Genomic DNA, 16,664 nt, shown 5'->3' with positions numbered 1-16,664 from the left:
AGCGGACTAATCCACACCTATAATGGTACTTCTCCTTTCAAAAAGAAGATTATCCTTCCAGACATTGTCCCGCTTGCCCACGCGCTCCCTTTTGCCAATAAATCGGAATCCCATTTTACGATGTAATTCCACGCTACCCTTATTTTCGGGAAATATTCCCGATTGCAAAGTCCATAAACCCGCTTTTTCACTTTCCACAATCAACTGCTGAATAAGCAATTTTCCCACTCCCTGGCCTCTACTGCCCTGCCCAATATAAACACTCACTTCTGCTACCCCACCATAAACACATCTGCTCGATACCGGGGAAAGGGCAGCCCAACCCAGTATAGTTTCTCCTTTTGCCGCCACCAATCTTCCTGCCTCAAGATGAGCTGCATCCCAAACCTCAAAGGAAGGGACCACTTTCTCGAAGGTAGCAAAACCAGTATCCATTCCCTGCCGGTATATTTCGGCAACCGATGGCCAATCGCTATTTTTCATTTTCCGTATCTCCATGAATATACTTTTTAGAACAAACCTCAGTGGTATACAGACCCTTGGATTACCGTTTCTATTTATCGTAATATTACGATAAATATTGATAAAAATAAAGTCGGATCAAAAGAACTCGACTTTATAGTTTTTTTAGAACCAAGGTTTCTTTCCTACCTGATAGGTATTGTAAAATTCCTCATCCGATTTGGTCAAATAAATAATACCTTCTATAAGGCCTATAATTGCGGTAGCCATTACAATAAAAGTCCCGATAAAGAGGCACATGGTAGCGTAGCCAACTACTGTAGCCACCAACATGATGATACCCTCTTTTTGATAACCCAGTATAAACTTATGTACTCCCAATTGACCAAAAACAATGGCAAGGACCCCAGCTAGAATCTTCTTGTTATCCCCTCCTGCATTTGCCAATCCTTCTTTGAATTCATTCGCAGTTTTTTTGGCTTCCTCTCCAAAATCCTTGGCGGCCTCTTTGGTTTCATCAGCAAATTCCTTAGCCGATTCCTTGGCGTCATTGGCAAACTCTTTTGCGGATTCCTTGGCCCCTTTTGCAGCATCTTCGGGCTTATCGCCCAAATCTTTATTCTCTTCTGACATGGTTGTATTTTAGTTGATTAATAATGGCTCTAAATGTAACAATTATTTTCTAATCAAAGAAACGCTTTATCATTGGGTTCCCACAATTCCAACTTGTTGCCATCCGGGTCCAAAATCCAGCCGAATTTACCGTAATTGTATTTCTCAATTTCCCCAATAACGGTTACCCCTTCTTCCTTTAGAACTTCCAACAGTTCCTCTAAATTTTCTACCCGGAAGTTCATCATAAAAGGGGAATTGCTAGGTTTAAAGTAATTGCTATCCTCTTTCATGGGGCTCCATTGGGTTGAGCAGTCCTGTCCTTCCTTGTCCTTCCACCAAAAAGTACAGCCATATTGATCGGTATTAAGTCCGAGATGTTTATTGTACCATTGTTTAATGGCATTGGGATCTTTGGTCTTAAAGAAAAACCCACCAAGTCCTGTAACTCTATTTTTCATGATCTTCTATTTTAATTATCTCAACTTTGAAGGGCGAATGCCCAATACAATAGCAAAATGACCCTATACTTTAAAAGATCAAAATCCGAGGTTAAAGGCCGTGTTTAGAAGAATTTTTCTTCGATCTTGTCTACCACCGTCTGTGCCAATTTTATTTTACTCTCCACGGTCCATCCTGCTACGTGGGGAGTAAGAAGTACGTTATTGGCATTGATCAAATAGGTAAAGGCCTCTGGTAATTCCGACCCGCTGAACATATCTTCAAAGGATTTTTTTTCATATTCAAGGACATCCAAACCAGCTCCGAGCACCTTGCCCTCTTTCATTGCGGCCACAAGATCTTCTGTTACCACACATTTCCCCCTTGCGGTATTGATCAGCCATAACGGATTCTTGAAATCTTTTAGAAAATCGGCATTGATCATATTTTTGGTAAGGTCTGTCTGTGGCACATGAAGACTAAGTACCTCTGCCTTTTGCTTTAATTCCATTATCCCTACTTGCCTAGCGTTTTCATCGCCTACACCCCCAACAATATCGTAACAAATAACTTCTACATCAAAGCCCCTTAGCTTTTTGGCGAAGGCCTTGCCCATATTGCCATAACCAACAATACCCACGGTTCTACCATCCAATTCTATTCCACGGTTACCTTCCCGGTCCCATTTTCCGTTTCTTACCTCCTGGTCGGCCTTGTTCAATTTATTGAAGAGAGACAATAACATTCCCAAGGCGTGTTCCCCAACAGCATTCCGATTCCCCTCTGGGGCAGCAGCCAAAAAAATTCCCAGTCGCTTGGCATAATCGGTATCTATGTTTTCCAAACCGGCTCCCAAGCGCCCTATAAACTTTAGGTTGACGGCCTTATCCAAAAATGCAGCATCAATAGTAAACCTACTTCTGATGATAATACCATCATAATTGGCAATTTTCTTTTCTATTTCCTCCTTAGTGGAGGTATAATCTTCGTCATTTTGAAACCCCAGGGCATTAAACTGCTCAATGATCAGTGGGTGATTTACATCTAAATGGAGAACTTTCATAAACTAAATATTAAATGGCAAAGATACACGACCGCGCTGCTATTGGAAACAAGAAACCGGACTATTTTGAGGTGCAAACACAAATTTAGGGATGTATGTGCACTAGGGATTGCAGCTAGCTACCGTGTAGCGCGGAAAGCCCGCCGCCGCCGAAGAAGGCGGAGTGCCCTAAATACCCAAAATAACCTTGGCGATGGAAAAATAGATCAAAATTCCGAATATATCGTTGCTTGTGGTAATAAACGGTCCCGTAGCTATGGCGGGATCTATGCCCCTTTTGTGCAGAAACAGCGGTATAAAGGTTCCTATGATTCCTGCCACCACGGTTACGGTGATCAAGGAGATGGAAATGGCCAGGGAGGTAAGAAAACTGCCTTTCCAAAGCCAGGTAAAAAATAATAGTATAGACGCCAAAACGGTCCCATTTAGCAAGGCCAACAACATTTCCTTTATAAGTCGCCCACTAATACTCCCCTTAAGATCGTCATTGGCCAATCCCTGTACCATTATAGCACTGGATTGCACCCCAACATTGCCGGCCATTGCCGCTATTAGCGGGGTAAAAAAGAACAGCACCCCATAATCGCTCATAAGGGTCTCGAAACCTCCCATGATGGCCGCAGCCCCTACGCCTCCCAAAAGGCCCAGAAACAACCAGGGCAATCTTGCACGGGTCAGGTCCCAAATACTGTCATCTGCCTCTACATCCTGGGAAATACCGGCCGCCAATTGATAATCCTTTTCCGCCTCTTCCCTAATAACATCCACAATATCGTCTATGGTAATACGGCCTACCAGCCTGCCAATTTCATCGACCACCGGAATGGCTTCCAAATCGTATTTGGACATAATCTTGGCCACTTCCTCTGGCTTTTCGTTTACGTTTACAGCGTCTACCTTTGGGATATATACTTCACTGATATGGGTCTTGGTGGAGGTGGTCAACAAATCCTTTAGGGAAAGTCGCCCCTTCAGTTTACCTTCATCATCCACCACATAAATGGAATGCACCCTGGTAACATTTTCCGCCTGTGCCCTCATTTCCTTTACGCAGGTGAGTACGTTCCAATTTTCATTGACCTTTACCAGCTCTTTGGCCATAAGTCCGCCCGCAGAATTTTCATCATATCGCAACAGGTCCACAATATGCTTGGCATGCTCCCTATCTTCCAATTCGGAGATAACCTCTTGGACCATATTTTTGGGTAGTTCCCCTATAATATCTGCGGCATCATCGGTATCCAGCTCGTCCAATTCTTCGGCAATTTCCTTGGCGGAAAGATTGGCAAGGATGGCCTCCCTAACATCTACATCAAGCTCGGTAAGGGTTTCCGATGTTTTTTCGCTGTCCAGAAGTTTAATTAGATAGGTAGCGTGGTCCTCATCCAATTCGTTGATGATCTCTGCCACATCCGCATAATGCACCTCAGCCAAGAGCGCGGACAATTGCCCGTCCTGTTGGTTGTCTATTAGCTGTTCTATTTCAGCTAAATATTCCTCAGTGAGTTTAAATGGTATCATTTGCTATCTTCTGTGTCAACGAAATGAAGTCCTCAACGCTCAATTGCTCCGGACGCAGGCCAAATATAGCATCTTCTTTGAGAACATCTGAAAGATTGAATGTTTTTAAACTGTTACGAATGGTCTTTCTGCGCTGGTTGAACGCCGCCTTTACCACCTGTTTGAACAGCCTTTCATCCACGTCCAAATGGAAATTTTCCTTTCTGGTGAGTCGCAACACTCCGGACTGCACTTTGGGAGGCGGATCAAAAACCTGGGGCGAAACCGTAAATAAATATTCCGCATCGTAAAATGCCTGTACCAAGACGGATAGAATTCCATAGGCCTTGCTCCCTTCCTTTTCACAAATCCTTTCGGCCACTTCTTTTTGGAACATTCCGGAGAATTCGGGAATCCGGTCCTTGAATTCCAACATCTTAAAAACAATCTGGGTGGAAATATTATAGGGAAAATTCCCGGTAATGGCAAACTGCTCTTCCCCAAAAAGTGTCCATAGGTCGTACTTCAAAAAATCGGCCTCCAAAACCTTGAATACGCCTTTGCGCTGCATTAGGGTATTGTGTTCCAAAGGGAAACTGTGTTTGAGGTAAATAATGGATTCCTCATCCAGGTCCATGGCCACCAAATCGATATCCTTTTCCAACAAATATTTAGTGAGCACCCCGGTACCAGGCCCTATTTCCAAAACATTGCGATAGCCGTTAAATCTTAATGTTCCGCCAATCTGACGGGCAACAGATTCATCTTTTAAAAAATGCTGGCCCAAATGTTTTTTTGCCTTAACGGGGCTTTCCTCCTGCCAAGTTCTATTGAACTTTTCCTTCTTGGTCTGAAAGGCCTTTTTCCCTTTTTTGCTCATGGCGCTGCGTTATTTAATTAATGTTCGCTTATAATCGCCAACTCTGTCCTAAAGGCGACGAACTTGCCCGCAAAGAGCTCCATCACTTTTTTGCGCATTCTTTCTGCATCTTGGTCATAATATTTTTGAAGGGTTTCTTTGGAATCTGTGGTGTATTGTATGGAATATGTAATTCCTCCCATCTCCTCCTCCACCAATACTTTGGTCATCAAGGCCTTGCTAAACTTACCAGATTTTAACATCTCGGGAATATGCACCTCCTTCATCCAGGACAGCCACTGTTCTTGGATAGATTCTTCAATATTCATGGTAACATTGTAAATATACATGCCGTTTCTTTACTTTCCCGAATGGGAATATTTATATTCATTTTTGGACAGGCCAAGGTGTTGGGCACTAATTGATACTGTCTCCCCGTAACATCCTGAAATTCCTTCTTGCCAGTGGAAAAAAGTAACTATCCTGATAGTTATAGATAATTTTCTCGTAATGCCTCTTGGCCTTTTCCGGTTGGTTCAGGACATTCCGATACAATTCCGCCAGGGCAAAATTGGCATCATCGGCCAAAATATCGCTGGCATAGAATTCCACTATTTTAAGGTAATTAAATTCCACCTTTTCATAATCCTTTAATTCCATTAATATTTCGGCCTGTTTCAAAAGTGCCTCATCCTCTATTTTTTCCCCTTTATGATTTTGAAGGATATCCTCCAAAAGATCCACTGCGTCCTTTTTTTTGTTTTGATAGTCCAAAAAATCGGCACGGGCATATTTTTTTAGGGCGGTTTGGGTGGAATCTTCCAATGAATTATCGGATATCAACAGGCTTAATTGCATGGCGTCATTGGCAATCAATTGAGAGGTAGATCCTCTTAGTATCTTTAATTGCGTTAATGCCCAATCGAAATCCCCCTTATAAAAACTAGTTTGTGCCACCTTAAAACGGGCATCCTGCCCAAGGACATCATTTTTTAAATCTTTCTGAATCTGCGAAAAATAGATCAGGGCTTGATTAAACTGCCGATCATATACTAAAATATCGCCCAAAGTACTTTTAATATAGGATTTGCCATAATTATTCAAGGGCAGCTCCAAACTTCGGCGTAATATCCCAATGGCGGGTTCGGGTTTATTCTTATTGAAGGTTAAAAATTTGGCGTAGGCTATCTGTAGCTGCAAGGTCTCGGTTTTGTAGCCGTAAATACTTAGTAAGTCATCAAATTTCTTTTGGACCTTCTCCAAAACCTTTTCATCGGTTTCCAATAAATCCATTTCAATAAGATTTAGTTGGGCATCCAAGGCCACTACATCGTCGGCACTATTTTCCGATATATATATAAATACTTCCTTAGCCGTATCCAAGTCCTGTTCCTCCATGGCAAGTTTCCCCAATCCTTGCAAACGCTGCAAAGAGGTTTCCCCGCTCCTTTTGTAAATGGCCTTTTCCTGGTTAAAGGCACTCTTAAATTGTTTTTGTTGAACAAAAAGCCAACTCAACAATTCGTTCCAAAGGATATCCGGGCTTCTTTGTGCATTCTGTAGCAATACCTTTTTGAACTTAATGTTATTAGGGTTCTCGGCTTCCGAGCTAATAAAATCGTTAATATTTCTAAGAACATTTGCCTGTGAAGCCTTGCCTTCACTTATTAATTTTAAATAGGATTCGTACATCTCCTCTATATTCCCCTGTTCCCCGTAAATCCTGGCTTTTTGAAAATTATAATCCAATTTTGGATTTAGCTCCATGGCTGTGGAATACGCCTTTATGGCATAATCCAACAAGGCATATTTCTGAAACCTATAACCCAGACCATAGCCAAAATTAGGGTTCTCATTTATTTTTTGGAGTGCTTTATCGTAATATTCAATTGCCTTTTCCGGTTGGTCCTGTAACGTATAATTATATCCCAGCTCAATGAGCATGGTAGGATAGATATTTTTCCCATTGACCACCTTCAACAAAAATTCTTCGGCCTTATCATACTGTTCCAATTGTTGGTAGCAGGCCACTAGGCCTTCGCCATAATCTGTCCGCATCGGATTTTTGGCGACCAACTTTTCATAGAACACCAGGGCCTTATCAAAAGCACCATCCTCAAAATACTGTTTCGCCAAAAAGTCTTCCTGGGAAAAAAGCAGTTGGCAACAAGAAAATATAAATATGAAGATAGATAGTCGCAACGATTCTTTTTTTTTCAAAGATACGCAGAATGTCCAAAGTGGGAGTCAAGGCCAATATAAAGAATTATAAGTAGGCCTAACTTTAAATTCAGCTTAGATTTAAGATGTAACTTTGTATATATTCCAAGTTGATGAAACTATTAATTGCAGAAGACGAAATTTCCCTACAACAATCCATTATAAGTTATTTGGAAACCGATGGAAATGTATGCGAATCGGCTTCCAACTATGAGGACGCCATTTACAAGGTATCCCTGTACGATTACGATATAGTAATCCTGGACATTAATTTGATTACCGGCAGCGGTCTGGAAGTCCTAAAACAATTAAAAAAGGAAAAGAAAAAAGCGGGCGTGATCATTATTTCTGCCAATAATTCCCTGAACGACAAACTTGAAGGACTGGATTTGGGGGCAGACGATTATTTAACAAAGCCCTTTCATTTGGCAGAGCTCAATTCCCGTATAAAAGCCGTTTTGAGAAGGGGCAAATTTGGTGGTGACGAAAACATCGTATTTAATGAAATACGCGTAGATACCGGAGCAAGATCGGCCTACATACAAGAAAAACCCATGACCTTGACCAGGAAGGAATACGATTTATTGCTTTTCTTTATTACCAATAAGAATAGGGTCCTATCCAAGGAAATAATTGCGGAACATCTTTGGGGCGACCATAGTGATCTGGCAGATAATTTCGATTTTATATATGTCCATATCAACAACCTACGGAAAAAATTAACGTCTGAAGGAGCAAAATACATCAAGACCGCCTACGGAAGTGGTTATAAATTTACAGAAGAGTAAGACTTGGCCAAAAAGAATATTAAAATACCATTATTGCGAAAAGCGTCCAAATCATATCTTTGGGCAAGCATGTTATTGATGGTCCTTAGTACCATTGCCCTATTCTTTTATGTACGATGGTTGCTTAAACAGGAAGTAGAAGAGGAGTTATTTTCGGCAGAAGCTAGAATTGAAAGTGCTATCAAGGCCGGGCAACATCCCGGTTCATTGTCCCCCATAATAGAGGTAAATGAGGTAGACGAATTAAAAACAGCTTTTACCAAGGACACGGTTATCTACGACCCTTCCCAGGATGAAATGGAATTATTCAGGGAATTCTCTACCTACAAAAATATCAACAATAAATCGTATAAGATTTCCGTGCGCGTTCTTGTGGTGGAAACCAACCAAATATTATGGGCTATAATTCTTTCCTATATATTCATAATATTCTTGGTCTTTGTTTTCCAATTCTACCTCAACAAATCCAATAACAAAAAAATATGGAATCCGTTCTTTTACAATTTGGAACAAATGAAAAAGTTTTCATTGTTGTCCAAAGAACCGATACAGCTATTGGACAGTGAAATTCTGGAATTTTCCGAATTAAACAAAGAAATTGCCTTGCTATCAGGCAAAGTTCGTGATGATTATGAAAACTTAAAACAATATACAGAGGATGTTTCCCACGAACTACAGACCCCTTTGGCCATTATACAGGCCAAAATTGAAAATATAATCAACGGCCCATCGGTAAGCGAGGTACAATTTAACCAATTGGCATCCATACAAAAAGATATTCAGCGATTAACACAATTGAATAAACGGTTGGCATTATTGACCAAGTTGGAGAACCATCAATATACGCACAGGGAGAATATTGACATCACCGACCTAACAGCCCAAATCATTGCCAATTTCAATGAGATATCCACCATTAGCTTAACCTTCGAAAAAACGAACAACATAATTGCCAAAATGGATCCCTATTTGGCAGAAATATTGTGCAACAACATCATTTCCAATGCTATTAAACACAGCACCCATAAAAAACCCATAAACATAGAAGCAAGAAACACACTTCTTTCCGTGTCTAATTTTGGCCTTATGCCAATTGCCAATCCACAACAACTATTTACACGATTCTACAGGGAAACAAATGAATTTAAATCCACCGGATTGGGTCTCGCCATAGTCAAAAAAATATGTGACCTATACGGTTACAATATCTCCTACAACTATATAAAAGACCATCACTGCTTTTTAATAGATTTTGCCCCCCCCGAGGCAGCAAGGAAATAAACCGCTCTAGTTAGTGGAGCTTTAAATTCTCTTTAGATTATTCCCCTACTTTTCGGTCAAAATTGAATTCCATCTGCCAAAATGAACAAGAATACTACCCACTTACTAGTATTAATACTTTTTAGCCTTTCCACTGTTTCTGCCCAAAAATCCATAAGTATCACCGGACTATTGGTAGAATCCTCCACCAACGACCCATTGCCATTTGCAAATGTGGCTGTCACCCAATTTCCGAACAACTCTTTGGTAACCGGAGGTATATCGGAAGATAATGGGAAATTTTTTATTGAAAACATCCCTGTTGGAACTTACACCATTCATTTTACCTATTTAGGATACGCCCCTACCTCACAAAAAATTACGACTAGTGGCCTCAACAACGTTTTCGATCTGGGACGGATAGAATTATCCCCGGATGCTGAAATGTTGAAGGAAATAAAAGTTACGGGAAAACAGGCCACCACCAATTCCGAATTGAATAAAAAATCCTTCAATCTAAGTAATAATATTGCCCAATCAGGGGGGTCTGTACTTGATGCCATGAAAACTATACCCGGGGTAACCTTTGACCAGGAAGGTAAGGTAATACTTAGGGGAAGTGACAAGGTCGTTATACTAATAGACGGAAAACAATCCAGTCTCACAGGATTTGGCAATCAGAAGGGATTGGGCAATATCCCCGCGGCCAACATTGAAAAAATAGAAATAATCAACAATCCATCGGCCAAATACGATGCCAACGGTTTCGCAGGAATCGTCAATATCATTTATAAAAAGGAAAAAAAGACCGGATTTAATGGTGATGCCGGACTTTCCTTTGGCGTAGGGGCCTTAGGCAGAAAAAAGGAAGATACCAGAACCGCCCTTGGATCCTATACCCATAACCCTAAAGTAATCCCCAGCTTAAATTTCAATTACAAGACCAATAGATCAAACTATTTTTTACTGTCCGAACTTATTTTGCAGGAAGCCCTGCCCAACAACGAATTTACCACTAGACACTATGACGACGGCAAAAACACCATCTCGCAGGTACCGGAAAACCGCAGGCAGTTCCGTTCCATTATTAACGGGGGCATAGATTGGGAACTAAATGAAAATAATGCCCTAACGGTTTCGGGCATGTACGACCGTGAAAAGCACATAGACACTTCACAGGTTGCTTTTATAAATTTGAACAACAATAGCCGGGAAAGGTATTACAATTGGCAGGAGGAAGAAATAACAAATCATATAAATATCGCCGTAAATTACCGACATAAATTTTCTAAGATTGGCCATAGCTTAAATGCAAATGCCCAATACACAAGGGGGCTGGAAGATGAAAGCTATTTCCTGAACGACAGTTCCTCCATAAGGGTGGGGCGGGATGCCACCAATATTTTGGCCATTGAGCATACAACAAGTCTATCTGCAGATTACTCCAAGGCCCTTAAGCATGGGAAAATAGAATTGGGGTCCAAAGTAAGAATTAGAAGGTTGCCTGTAGAATATACTATAACCCCAGGGATCAACAGTATTATTTACCCCAATATGGGTACGTATTCCGACTGGGGGGAAAACCTCTACGCCCTTTATACCAACTATTTGCTAGAGAAGGAAAAATTTGATATTGAAGCAGGTCTTCGGGCAGAACAGACCGATGTATTTTATGACATAGACCCGGCAAACAGCTATTACAAGAACAATGACGCCTATAATTATTTTGAACTTTTCCCCAGCTTGCGTTTTACCTATAAATTAAATGATTACAATAGGCTATCCATGTTTTACAATAGACGGGTAGACAGACCAGGCGAACCCGAACTGCGTATTTTTCCCAAATATGATGATCCCGAACTTTTAAAGGTGGGCAATCCGTATTTACGTCCGCAATTTACGGATGCCGTGGAGCTGGCCCATAAATACGGCTGGGGGACCGGTTCCCTTTTTTCTGCCCTTTATCACAGAATGACAAAAGATCAATATATGCGTATTTTTAGTTTGGACGATTCCAATCCTGACTATGATATTGTAAACAAAATATATCAGAATACAGGTAATGCTACCAATACCGGTATTGAATTACTGATGAGTCAGGATATTACCAGAAATTGGAAACTATCCGCAAGTATAAATTGGTATGTGAACAGCATAGACAATTATACCGGCACTTTGTTATTCCCTTATGTACGGCCATTTTATATTGAAAAATCATCGGATAATGCAGGCGATTTTAAAATTAACAATGAAATCACCTTACCCGCCAATTGGGCTCTGCAGCTTACAGGACTATATTACTCCGACAAGAATATTCCACAAGGCAAGCAATTATCGCGGTCCTCGGTTGATGCCGGTATAAAGAAAATCGTTTGGGATGGCCATGGAGAGTTTACCCTCTCCGCCTCGGACATTTTTAACACCTTTGGCCTGCGACAAGAAGTTGTAAGTGACGGCTTTACCGCTATGTATGAAAACTATTTTGAAACGCAGATAATAAGGGCCGGACTGAAGTATAAGTTTTAATTAGTACAAAGACCCAAGTCCTTGATACTTTAAAATTTCTTTAGAATGTTATCCTAATATTGCTTCATATTTAAAGATTCCAAAAATGTGGCAAAAATTGTTCCCCGACCGCTTTACATTGCTAAAAACCTTTATCGGCATTTTCCTTATACTGTCCTTTTTAGTGAGAATCGTATTCTTATTTTGGAGCTTTGGAGAAATTGACACCTCGCCGGCAACACTACTATCCACCTTTGGTATCGGGTTTTTATTTGATGCAGGCACCGTTTCCTTCTTTGCGCTGCCCTACGCCTTATATTTACTGCTGATGCCCCAAAAATTTTACGGAAGTATCGTAGACAAATCAATTTCCTATTTTGCTTATACCATAGGCCTAATAATATTCCTGTTTTCCTTCTTTGCAGAAATCACTTTTTGGGACGAATTTAAAAATAGGTTCAATTTTATTGCGGTAGATTATTTGGTCTATACCTACGAGGTGGTCAAAAACATAAACGAATCCTACCCCATCCCCTATTTGGTCGGCCTGATTTTAATCGCAGTTGGAATATTGATATTTATTACCTACAAAAAAGCGGCATTCAACAAAACATTTAAAAGCACCACCCCCTTTAAAGCCAAGTTATTACCCTTCCTTGCCGTTCTTTTTATTGCTATTCTTTCTGGATTATTTATTAAGAACAAACAGGCAGAACAGTTTGCCAACAGGTACAACAACGAATTGTCCAAGGCCGGAATTTATTCCTTTTTTGCCGCCTTTAGGAACAACGAACTTTCTTTCGATGATTTTTATAAGACCATAAAAATCGATAAGGCCTTTGAACTGGTAAAGGAATCCTACCAAAATGAAAGGGCCACTTTTCTATACCCCGATGAACCATCCATCCTCAGAAAGATTCGCCATACGGATTCTATTGCCAAGCCCCTTAAGCCCAACGTAATTTTTATCTGCATCGAGAGTTTGAGTGGCAAATATTTAAACACATTGGGTGGGGATTATAACATTACCCCAACCTTGGATAGTTTGGCCAATAGCAGCATATTTTTCACCAATTTGTATGCCACTGGCACAAGAACCGTCCGTGGCATGGAAGCCATAACCCTATCCATTCCTCCTACACAGGGAAGAAGTATAATGAAAAGAACCAAAAATATGGGACTGTTTACCATTGGAGAAGTCTTTAAGAATAAGGGATACAGCAGTAATTTCTTTTACGGGGGGGATGGTTATTTCGATAATATGAACACCTACTTTGGTGGCAACGGATTTAATATCGTAGACCGTGGCAGAGGTTTTCTACTGGACAAGGAAATAAAAACCACAAGAACCAACATTGAGGATAACGAAATAACATTTGAAAATGCCTGGGGTGTCTGTGATGAGGATATTTATAAGAAGGTTATCAAGGAGGCCGATATGGCCCACCAAAACAACAAACCCTTTTTCGATTTTGTAATGACCACCTCCAATCACAAACCCTATACCTATCCAGAAGGAAAAATAGACATTCCATCTGGAACTAGCAGACAAGGGGCTGTAAAGTATACCGATTATGCCATAGCCCAATTCTTGAAAATTGCTAGAAGAAGGCCATGGTTTAAGAACACAGTCCTGGTTATTATGAGCGATCATTGTGCCAGCAGCGCAGGAAGGGGTGAACTGGACATCAACAATTACCACATTCCGGCCATGATCTGCAATCTAAAGGATATTCCGGCACAAAAAATAAATAAGCTTTGCTCCCAAATAGATATGTTTCCAACAGTATTTTCGTTATTAAACTGGGATTACACAAGTAATTTGTTCGGAAAAAATATCTTTACCATGAAACAGGAGGACGAAAGGGCGTTTATTGGCAATTACAGGAAATTGGGGCTTTTAAAAGGAAATAAAGTAATGGTTTTGGGAGATCAGAAGAAGGCCAACTTTTACGAATGGAATTCCAACAACAATAACCTAACCCTAATTCCCACAGACAAGAATTATTTGGATACCACCATAGCATTTTATCAGGCGGCCAATTATTTGTACGCCCACAACGGGCTAATGACACAGCAATAAATATTTTGAGAAATATTCATTTTATAATCAATCCAAAGGCCGGTTCCGGTAACAATTTTTTGGAAAAGGAATTCCTTAGATCTTACTTTAAGGAAACTGAATATCTCCTTTACGTTAAATACTCAAAATATAAAAAACAGGCCATTTCACTTACCAAAGATTCCATCAAAGAAGGTGCCCAAACCATTGTAGCTTGTGGAGGGGACGGTACCATCAATGAGGTTGCCTCTTGTCTGGTTGGCACAAATATAATGCTGGGAATTATCCCTATAGGATCGGGAAACGGACTGGCCTCCAATCTTATGATTCCCCATGTTATTGAAAAAGCCATTGAGGTAATTAAAAGGAATGAAATTGTGACTATTGACGTTGGAAGAATAAATGAACAATATTTTTTCAGCAATACAGGAATGGGCTTTGATGCCAACGTCATAAAGAACTATGAAGCCCTACAAAAAAGAACCATTTTAGGGTACCTAAAGGCCTCGCTCAGATCTTTTAAGGAATATAAAAGAGAAAGGGATGTGAGGATAATCATAGATGGGGGCCACACCATAAGCAACCCATTTTTAGTATTCATTTCCAACTCCAATGAACTAGGGTTCAAAATTAGTTTAACCCCAAAAGCATCATTAATGGATGGCCAATTGGACGTGATAATAGTTCCCGAACTAAGTAGGATAAAAATGTTGCTGTTCGGCGTATTAATGTTGACCCGTAGGTACCATTGGTTAAAGGAAGTCAAAACCTATCAAACAAAAACACTACAAATCAATAGGAAGGGAAGGCCATTCTTGGAATCGCAAATAGACGGGGAATTCCACAAGGTGGAAGACACAAATATTCATATTTCGGTCTTGGAGAAATCCTTGGGCATTCTTGCTCCAAAGAATGTTGAACCACAGCTTTAGTTTATCTTTAGATTCATTTATTTTATTTGGCTCTCCAATTTACCCTTCAAAAGGTATTCTTTTTAACGCTTATAAAATATGGCTTTCAACTTAGGTCCTAGGGCAATAAAATTCCACCCCAACATTATAGCCTTGATATTGTTACTGACAATACTATTCAGCAACGTACTGAAGGCCCAGGACCAAACCCTTTCCACAATAGGGGATGTTTTGATATTTGCTATGCCGGCCACGGCCTTGAGCTCTACTATAATCACTGGAGATGAAAAGGGAACTTGGCAATTTACCAAAGCGTTCGTCGTAAACCAAGCGCTGACGATAGGATTAAAAATGGCCATAGATAAGCCCAGACCGGATTTAAGCAACAATGCTTCCTTTCCTTCCGGTCATAGTTCGACCACCTTCCAAAGTGCTGCCTTCATTCAAAAACGCTATGGTTGGAAATACTGTACTGCGGCCTATGCGCTGGCCGGCTTTACAGCTTATTCCAGAATACAGGCCGATAAACACGATGGTTGGGATGTTTTGGCAGGCGCCATAATAGGTGTTGGCAGTTCGTACATTTTCACCACCCAATATCAAAAAGAACATTTGGAAATCACCTTTAACAGTAGTGATGACAACTATCTTCTAGGCTTTAAATACAAGTTTTAGTCTACCCAGTTTTAGCTAATTTTATCAAACCCGGTATAAGGGATAAGGACCTCGGGAATTTGGATTCCATCCTCGGTCTGATAATTTTCCAATATTCCGGCCAAAACCCTGGGCAAAGCCAACGAGCTGCCATTTAAGGTATGTGCCAATTGACTTTTACCATTTTCGTCCTTATAGCGCAATTTCAATCTATTTGCCTGAAAGGTTTCAAAATTGGAAATCGAACTAATTTCCAACCAACGGTCCTGGGCCGTTGAAAAGACCTCAAAATCATAGGTAAGGGCAGAGGTAAAGCCCAAATCCCCACCACAGAGGCGTAAGATCCTATAAGGCAATTTTAGTTCCCTAAGGATATTCTTCACATGCTCTACCATATCATCCAAGGCTTCGTATGATTTAGTGGGATGCTCCACCCGTACTATTTCAACCTTATCAAATTGATGCAAGCGGTTCAGTCCGCGCACATGGGCTCCGTAACTCCCTGCTTCCCTCCTGAAACATGGCGTATATGCCGTATGCGTAATAGGGAAATCGGCCTCATTGAGAATCACATCCCTAAAAATATTGGTTACCGGTACCTCGGCCGTAGGGATCAAGTAAAGATCATCCTCCCCTACGTGATACATTTGCCCTTCTTTATCGGGCAACTGTCCGGTACCATAACCTGAAGCTTCATTTACCAAATGTGGCACTTGAATTTCATTATATCCAGCGGCTGAATTTCTATCCAAAAAATAGGAAATCAAGGCCCTTTGCAATCGGGCTCCCTTACCCTTGTACACCGGAAATCCGGCACCAGCTATTTTTACCCCAAGTTCAAAATCTATAATATCAAATTTCTTTGCCAATTCCCAATGCGGAAGTGCACCCTCCGTTAGCGCAGGAATTTCCCCTTCCCGGAACACCTCTTCATTATCCTCCTCTGTGCTACCAGCAGGTACTGATGTATGTGGAACATTGGGAATTTGGTACAGTAAATTTTGAAGTTCGGTTGCCGTTGCCGCCAAAACCTCGCCCAATTCCTTGGACTCCTCCTTTAAACTACCTGTTCTTTCCTTTAAAGCATTGGCTTCCGTTGCCTTACCGCTTTTATATAGAAGGCCGATTTCTTTTGAAATACTATTGGATTCTGCAAGTGTATTGTCCAGGCGTGTCTGTAGGGACCGTCGCTTTTCATCCAATTGAAGTACGCCTTCAATAAGTGGACGGGCTTCGATATTACGTTTTTTTAAAGCCTCAACAATTTGTTCCTTGTCTTCACGAATAGCCTGTAACTGCAACATTTTTTTTAATTTTTATCGTGCAA

Annotated in this window: 15 protein-coding genes; 6 read left to right on the top strand and 9 right to left on the bottom strand. The window is 40.8% G+C overall.

Annotated elements, in window-relative coordinates; all coding sequences use genetic code 11:
* Positions 1-6: 6 nt before the first annotated feature.
* The 8 genes from C7972_RS04995 to C7972_RS04960 form a co-directional block, all read right to left on the bottom strand.
* Entirely contained in the window at positions 7-498 is a 492-nt protein-coding gene (locus C7972_RS04995; RefSeq protein ID WP_110355116.1) for a GNAT family N-acetyltransferase, read from the bottom strand.
* A 129-nt stretch (positions 499-627) separates the two neighbouring features.
* Positions 628-1,095, bottom strand: coding sequence for an NINE protein (locus C7972_RS04990; protein WP_110355115.1), 468 nt, complete (start codon positions 1,093-1,095; stop codon positions 628-630).
* A 53-nt stretch (positions 1,096-1,148) separates the two neighbouring features.
* Entirely contained in the window at positions 1,149-1,535 is a 387-nt protein-coding gene (locus C7972_RS04985; protein WP_110355114.1) for a VOC family protein, read from the bottom strand.
* 104 nt (positions 1,536-1,639) lie between these two features.
* Entirely contained in the window at positions 1,640-2,578 is a 939-nt protein-coding gene (locus C7972_RS04980; protein ID WP_110355113.1) for a 2-hydroxyacid dehydrogenase, read from the bottom strand.
* 168 nt (positions 2,579-2,746) lie between these two features.
* The gene (mgtE, locus tag C7972_RS04975; RefSeq protein WP_110355112.1) at positions 2,747-4,099 is read right to left on the bottom strand and encodes a magnesium transporter; all 1,353 of its coding nucleotides are present in this window, start codon (positions 4,097-4,099) and stop codon (positions 2,747-2,749) included.
* A complete protein-coding gene (gene rsmA / locus C7972_RS04970; protein ID WP_110355111.1) occupies positions 4,086-4,958 on the bottom strand; it encodes a 16S rRNA (adenine(1518)-N(6)/adenine(1519)-N(6))-dimethyltransferase RsmA in 873 nt (290 codons plus the stop codon). Before rsmA ends, mgtE begins: the two co-directional genes overlap by 14 nt.
* Before the next feature lie 17 nt (positions 4,959-4,975).
* Positions 4,976-5,287: a DUF4286 family protein gene (locus C7972_RS04965; RefSeq protein WP_110355110.1), complete on the bottom strand. Its 312-nt coding sequence runs from the start codon at positions 5,285-5,287 to the stop codon at positions 4,976-4,978.
* 67 nt (positions 5,288-5,354) lie between these two features.
* Positions 5,355-7,157 (bottom strand): tetratricopeptide repeat protein, encoded by a 1,803-nt coding sequence (locus C7972_RS04960; protein ID WP_258364774.1) that lies wholly within the window; start codon positions 7,155-7,157, stop codon positions 5,355-5,357.
* 113 nt (positions 7,158-7,270) lie between these two features.
* On the opposite strand from C7972_RS04960, the gene C7972_RS04955 reads away from it, so the two are divergent.
* The 6 genes from C7972_RS04955 to C7972_RS04930 all read left to right on the top strand — a co-directional run bounded on the left by C7972_RS04955 (position 7,271) and on the right by C7972_RS04930 (position 15,358).
* Positions 7,271-7,945 carry a response regulator transcription factor gene (locus C7972_RS04955; protein WP_110355109.1) on the top strand — a complete coding sequence of 225 codons (675 nt, stop codon included), beginning with the start codon at positions 7,271-7,273 and terminating at the stop codon, positions 7,943-7,945.
* A gap of 33 nt (positions 7,946-7,978) precedes the next feature.
* Positions 7,979-9,226 carry a HAMP domain-containing sensor histidine kinase gene (locus C7972_RS04950; RefSeq protein ID WP_258364773.1) on the top strand — a complete coding sequence of 416 codons (1,248 nt, stop codon included), beginning with the start codon at positions 7,979-7,981 and terminating at the stop codon, positions 9,224-9,226.
* A gap of 81 nt (positions 9,227-9,307) precedes the next feature.
* Positions 9,308-11,731, top strand: coding sequence for an outer membrane beta-barrel protein (locus C7972_RS04945; protein WP_110355108.1), 2,424 nt, complete (start codon positions 9,308-9,310; stop codon positions 11,729-11,731).
* 85 nt (positions 11,732-11,816) lie between these two features.
* Positions 11,817-13,793 (top strand): LTA synthase family protein, encoded by a 1,977-nt coding sequence (locus C7972_RS04940; RefSeq protein ID WP_110355107.1) that lies wholly within the window; start codon positions 11,817-11,819, stop codon positions 13,791-13,793.
* Positions 13,794-13,798: 5 nt separating this feature from the next.
* The gene (locus C7972_RS04935; protein WP_110355106.1) at positions 13,799-14,704 is read left to right on the top strand and encodes a diacylglycerol kinase family protein; all 906 of its coding nucleotides are present in this window, start codon (positions 13,799-13,801) and stop codon (positions 14,702-14,704) included.
* A gap of 78 nt (positions 14,705-14,782) precedes the next feature.
* Positions 14,783-15,358, top strand: coding sequence for a phosphatase PAP2 family protein (locus C7972_RS04930; protein WP_110355105.1), 576 nt, complete (start codon positions 14,783-14,785; stop codon positions 15,356-15,358).
* Between the two features lie 11 nt (positions 15,359-15,369).
* Here C7972_RS04930 and serS read toward each other — a convergent pair whose 3' ends face one another.
* Positions 15,370-16,641 (bottom strand): serine--tRNA ligase, encoded by a 1,272-nt coding sequence (gene serS, locus C7972_RS04925; RefSeq protein WP_110355104.1) that lies wholly within the window; start codon positions 16,639-16,641, stop codon positions 15,370-15,372.
* Positions 16,642-16,664 lie beyond the last annotated feature (23 nt).

Source organism: Arenibacter sp. ARW7G5Y1, from assembly GCF_003201775.1.
Classification (GTDB): Bacteria; Bacteroidota; Bacteroidia; order Flavobacteriales; family Flavobacteriaceae; genus Arenibacter.
Note: the sequence above shows the minus strand (reverse complement) of the source record. Positions and strands in the feature narration are given on the sequence as shown.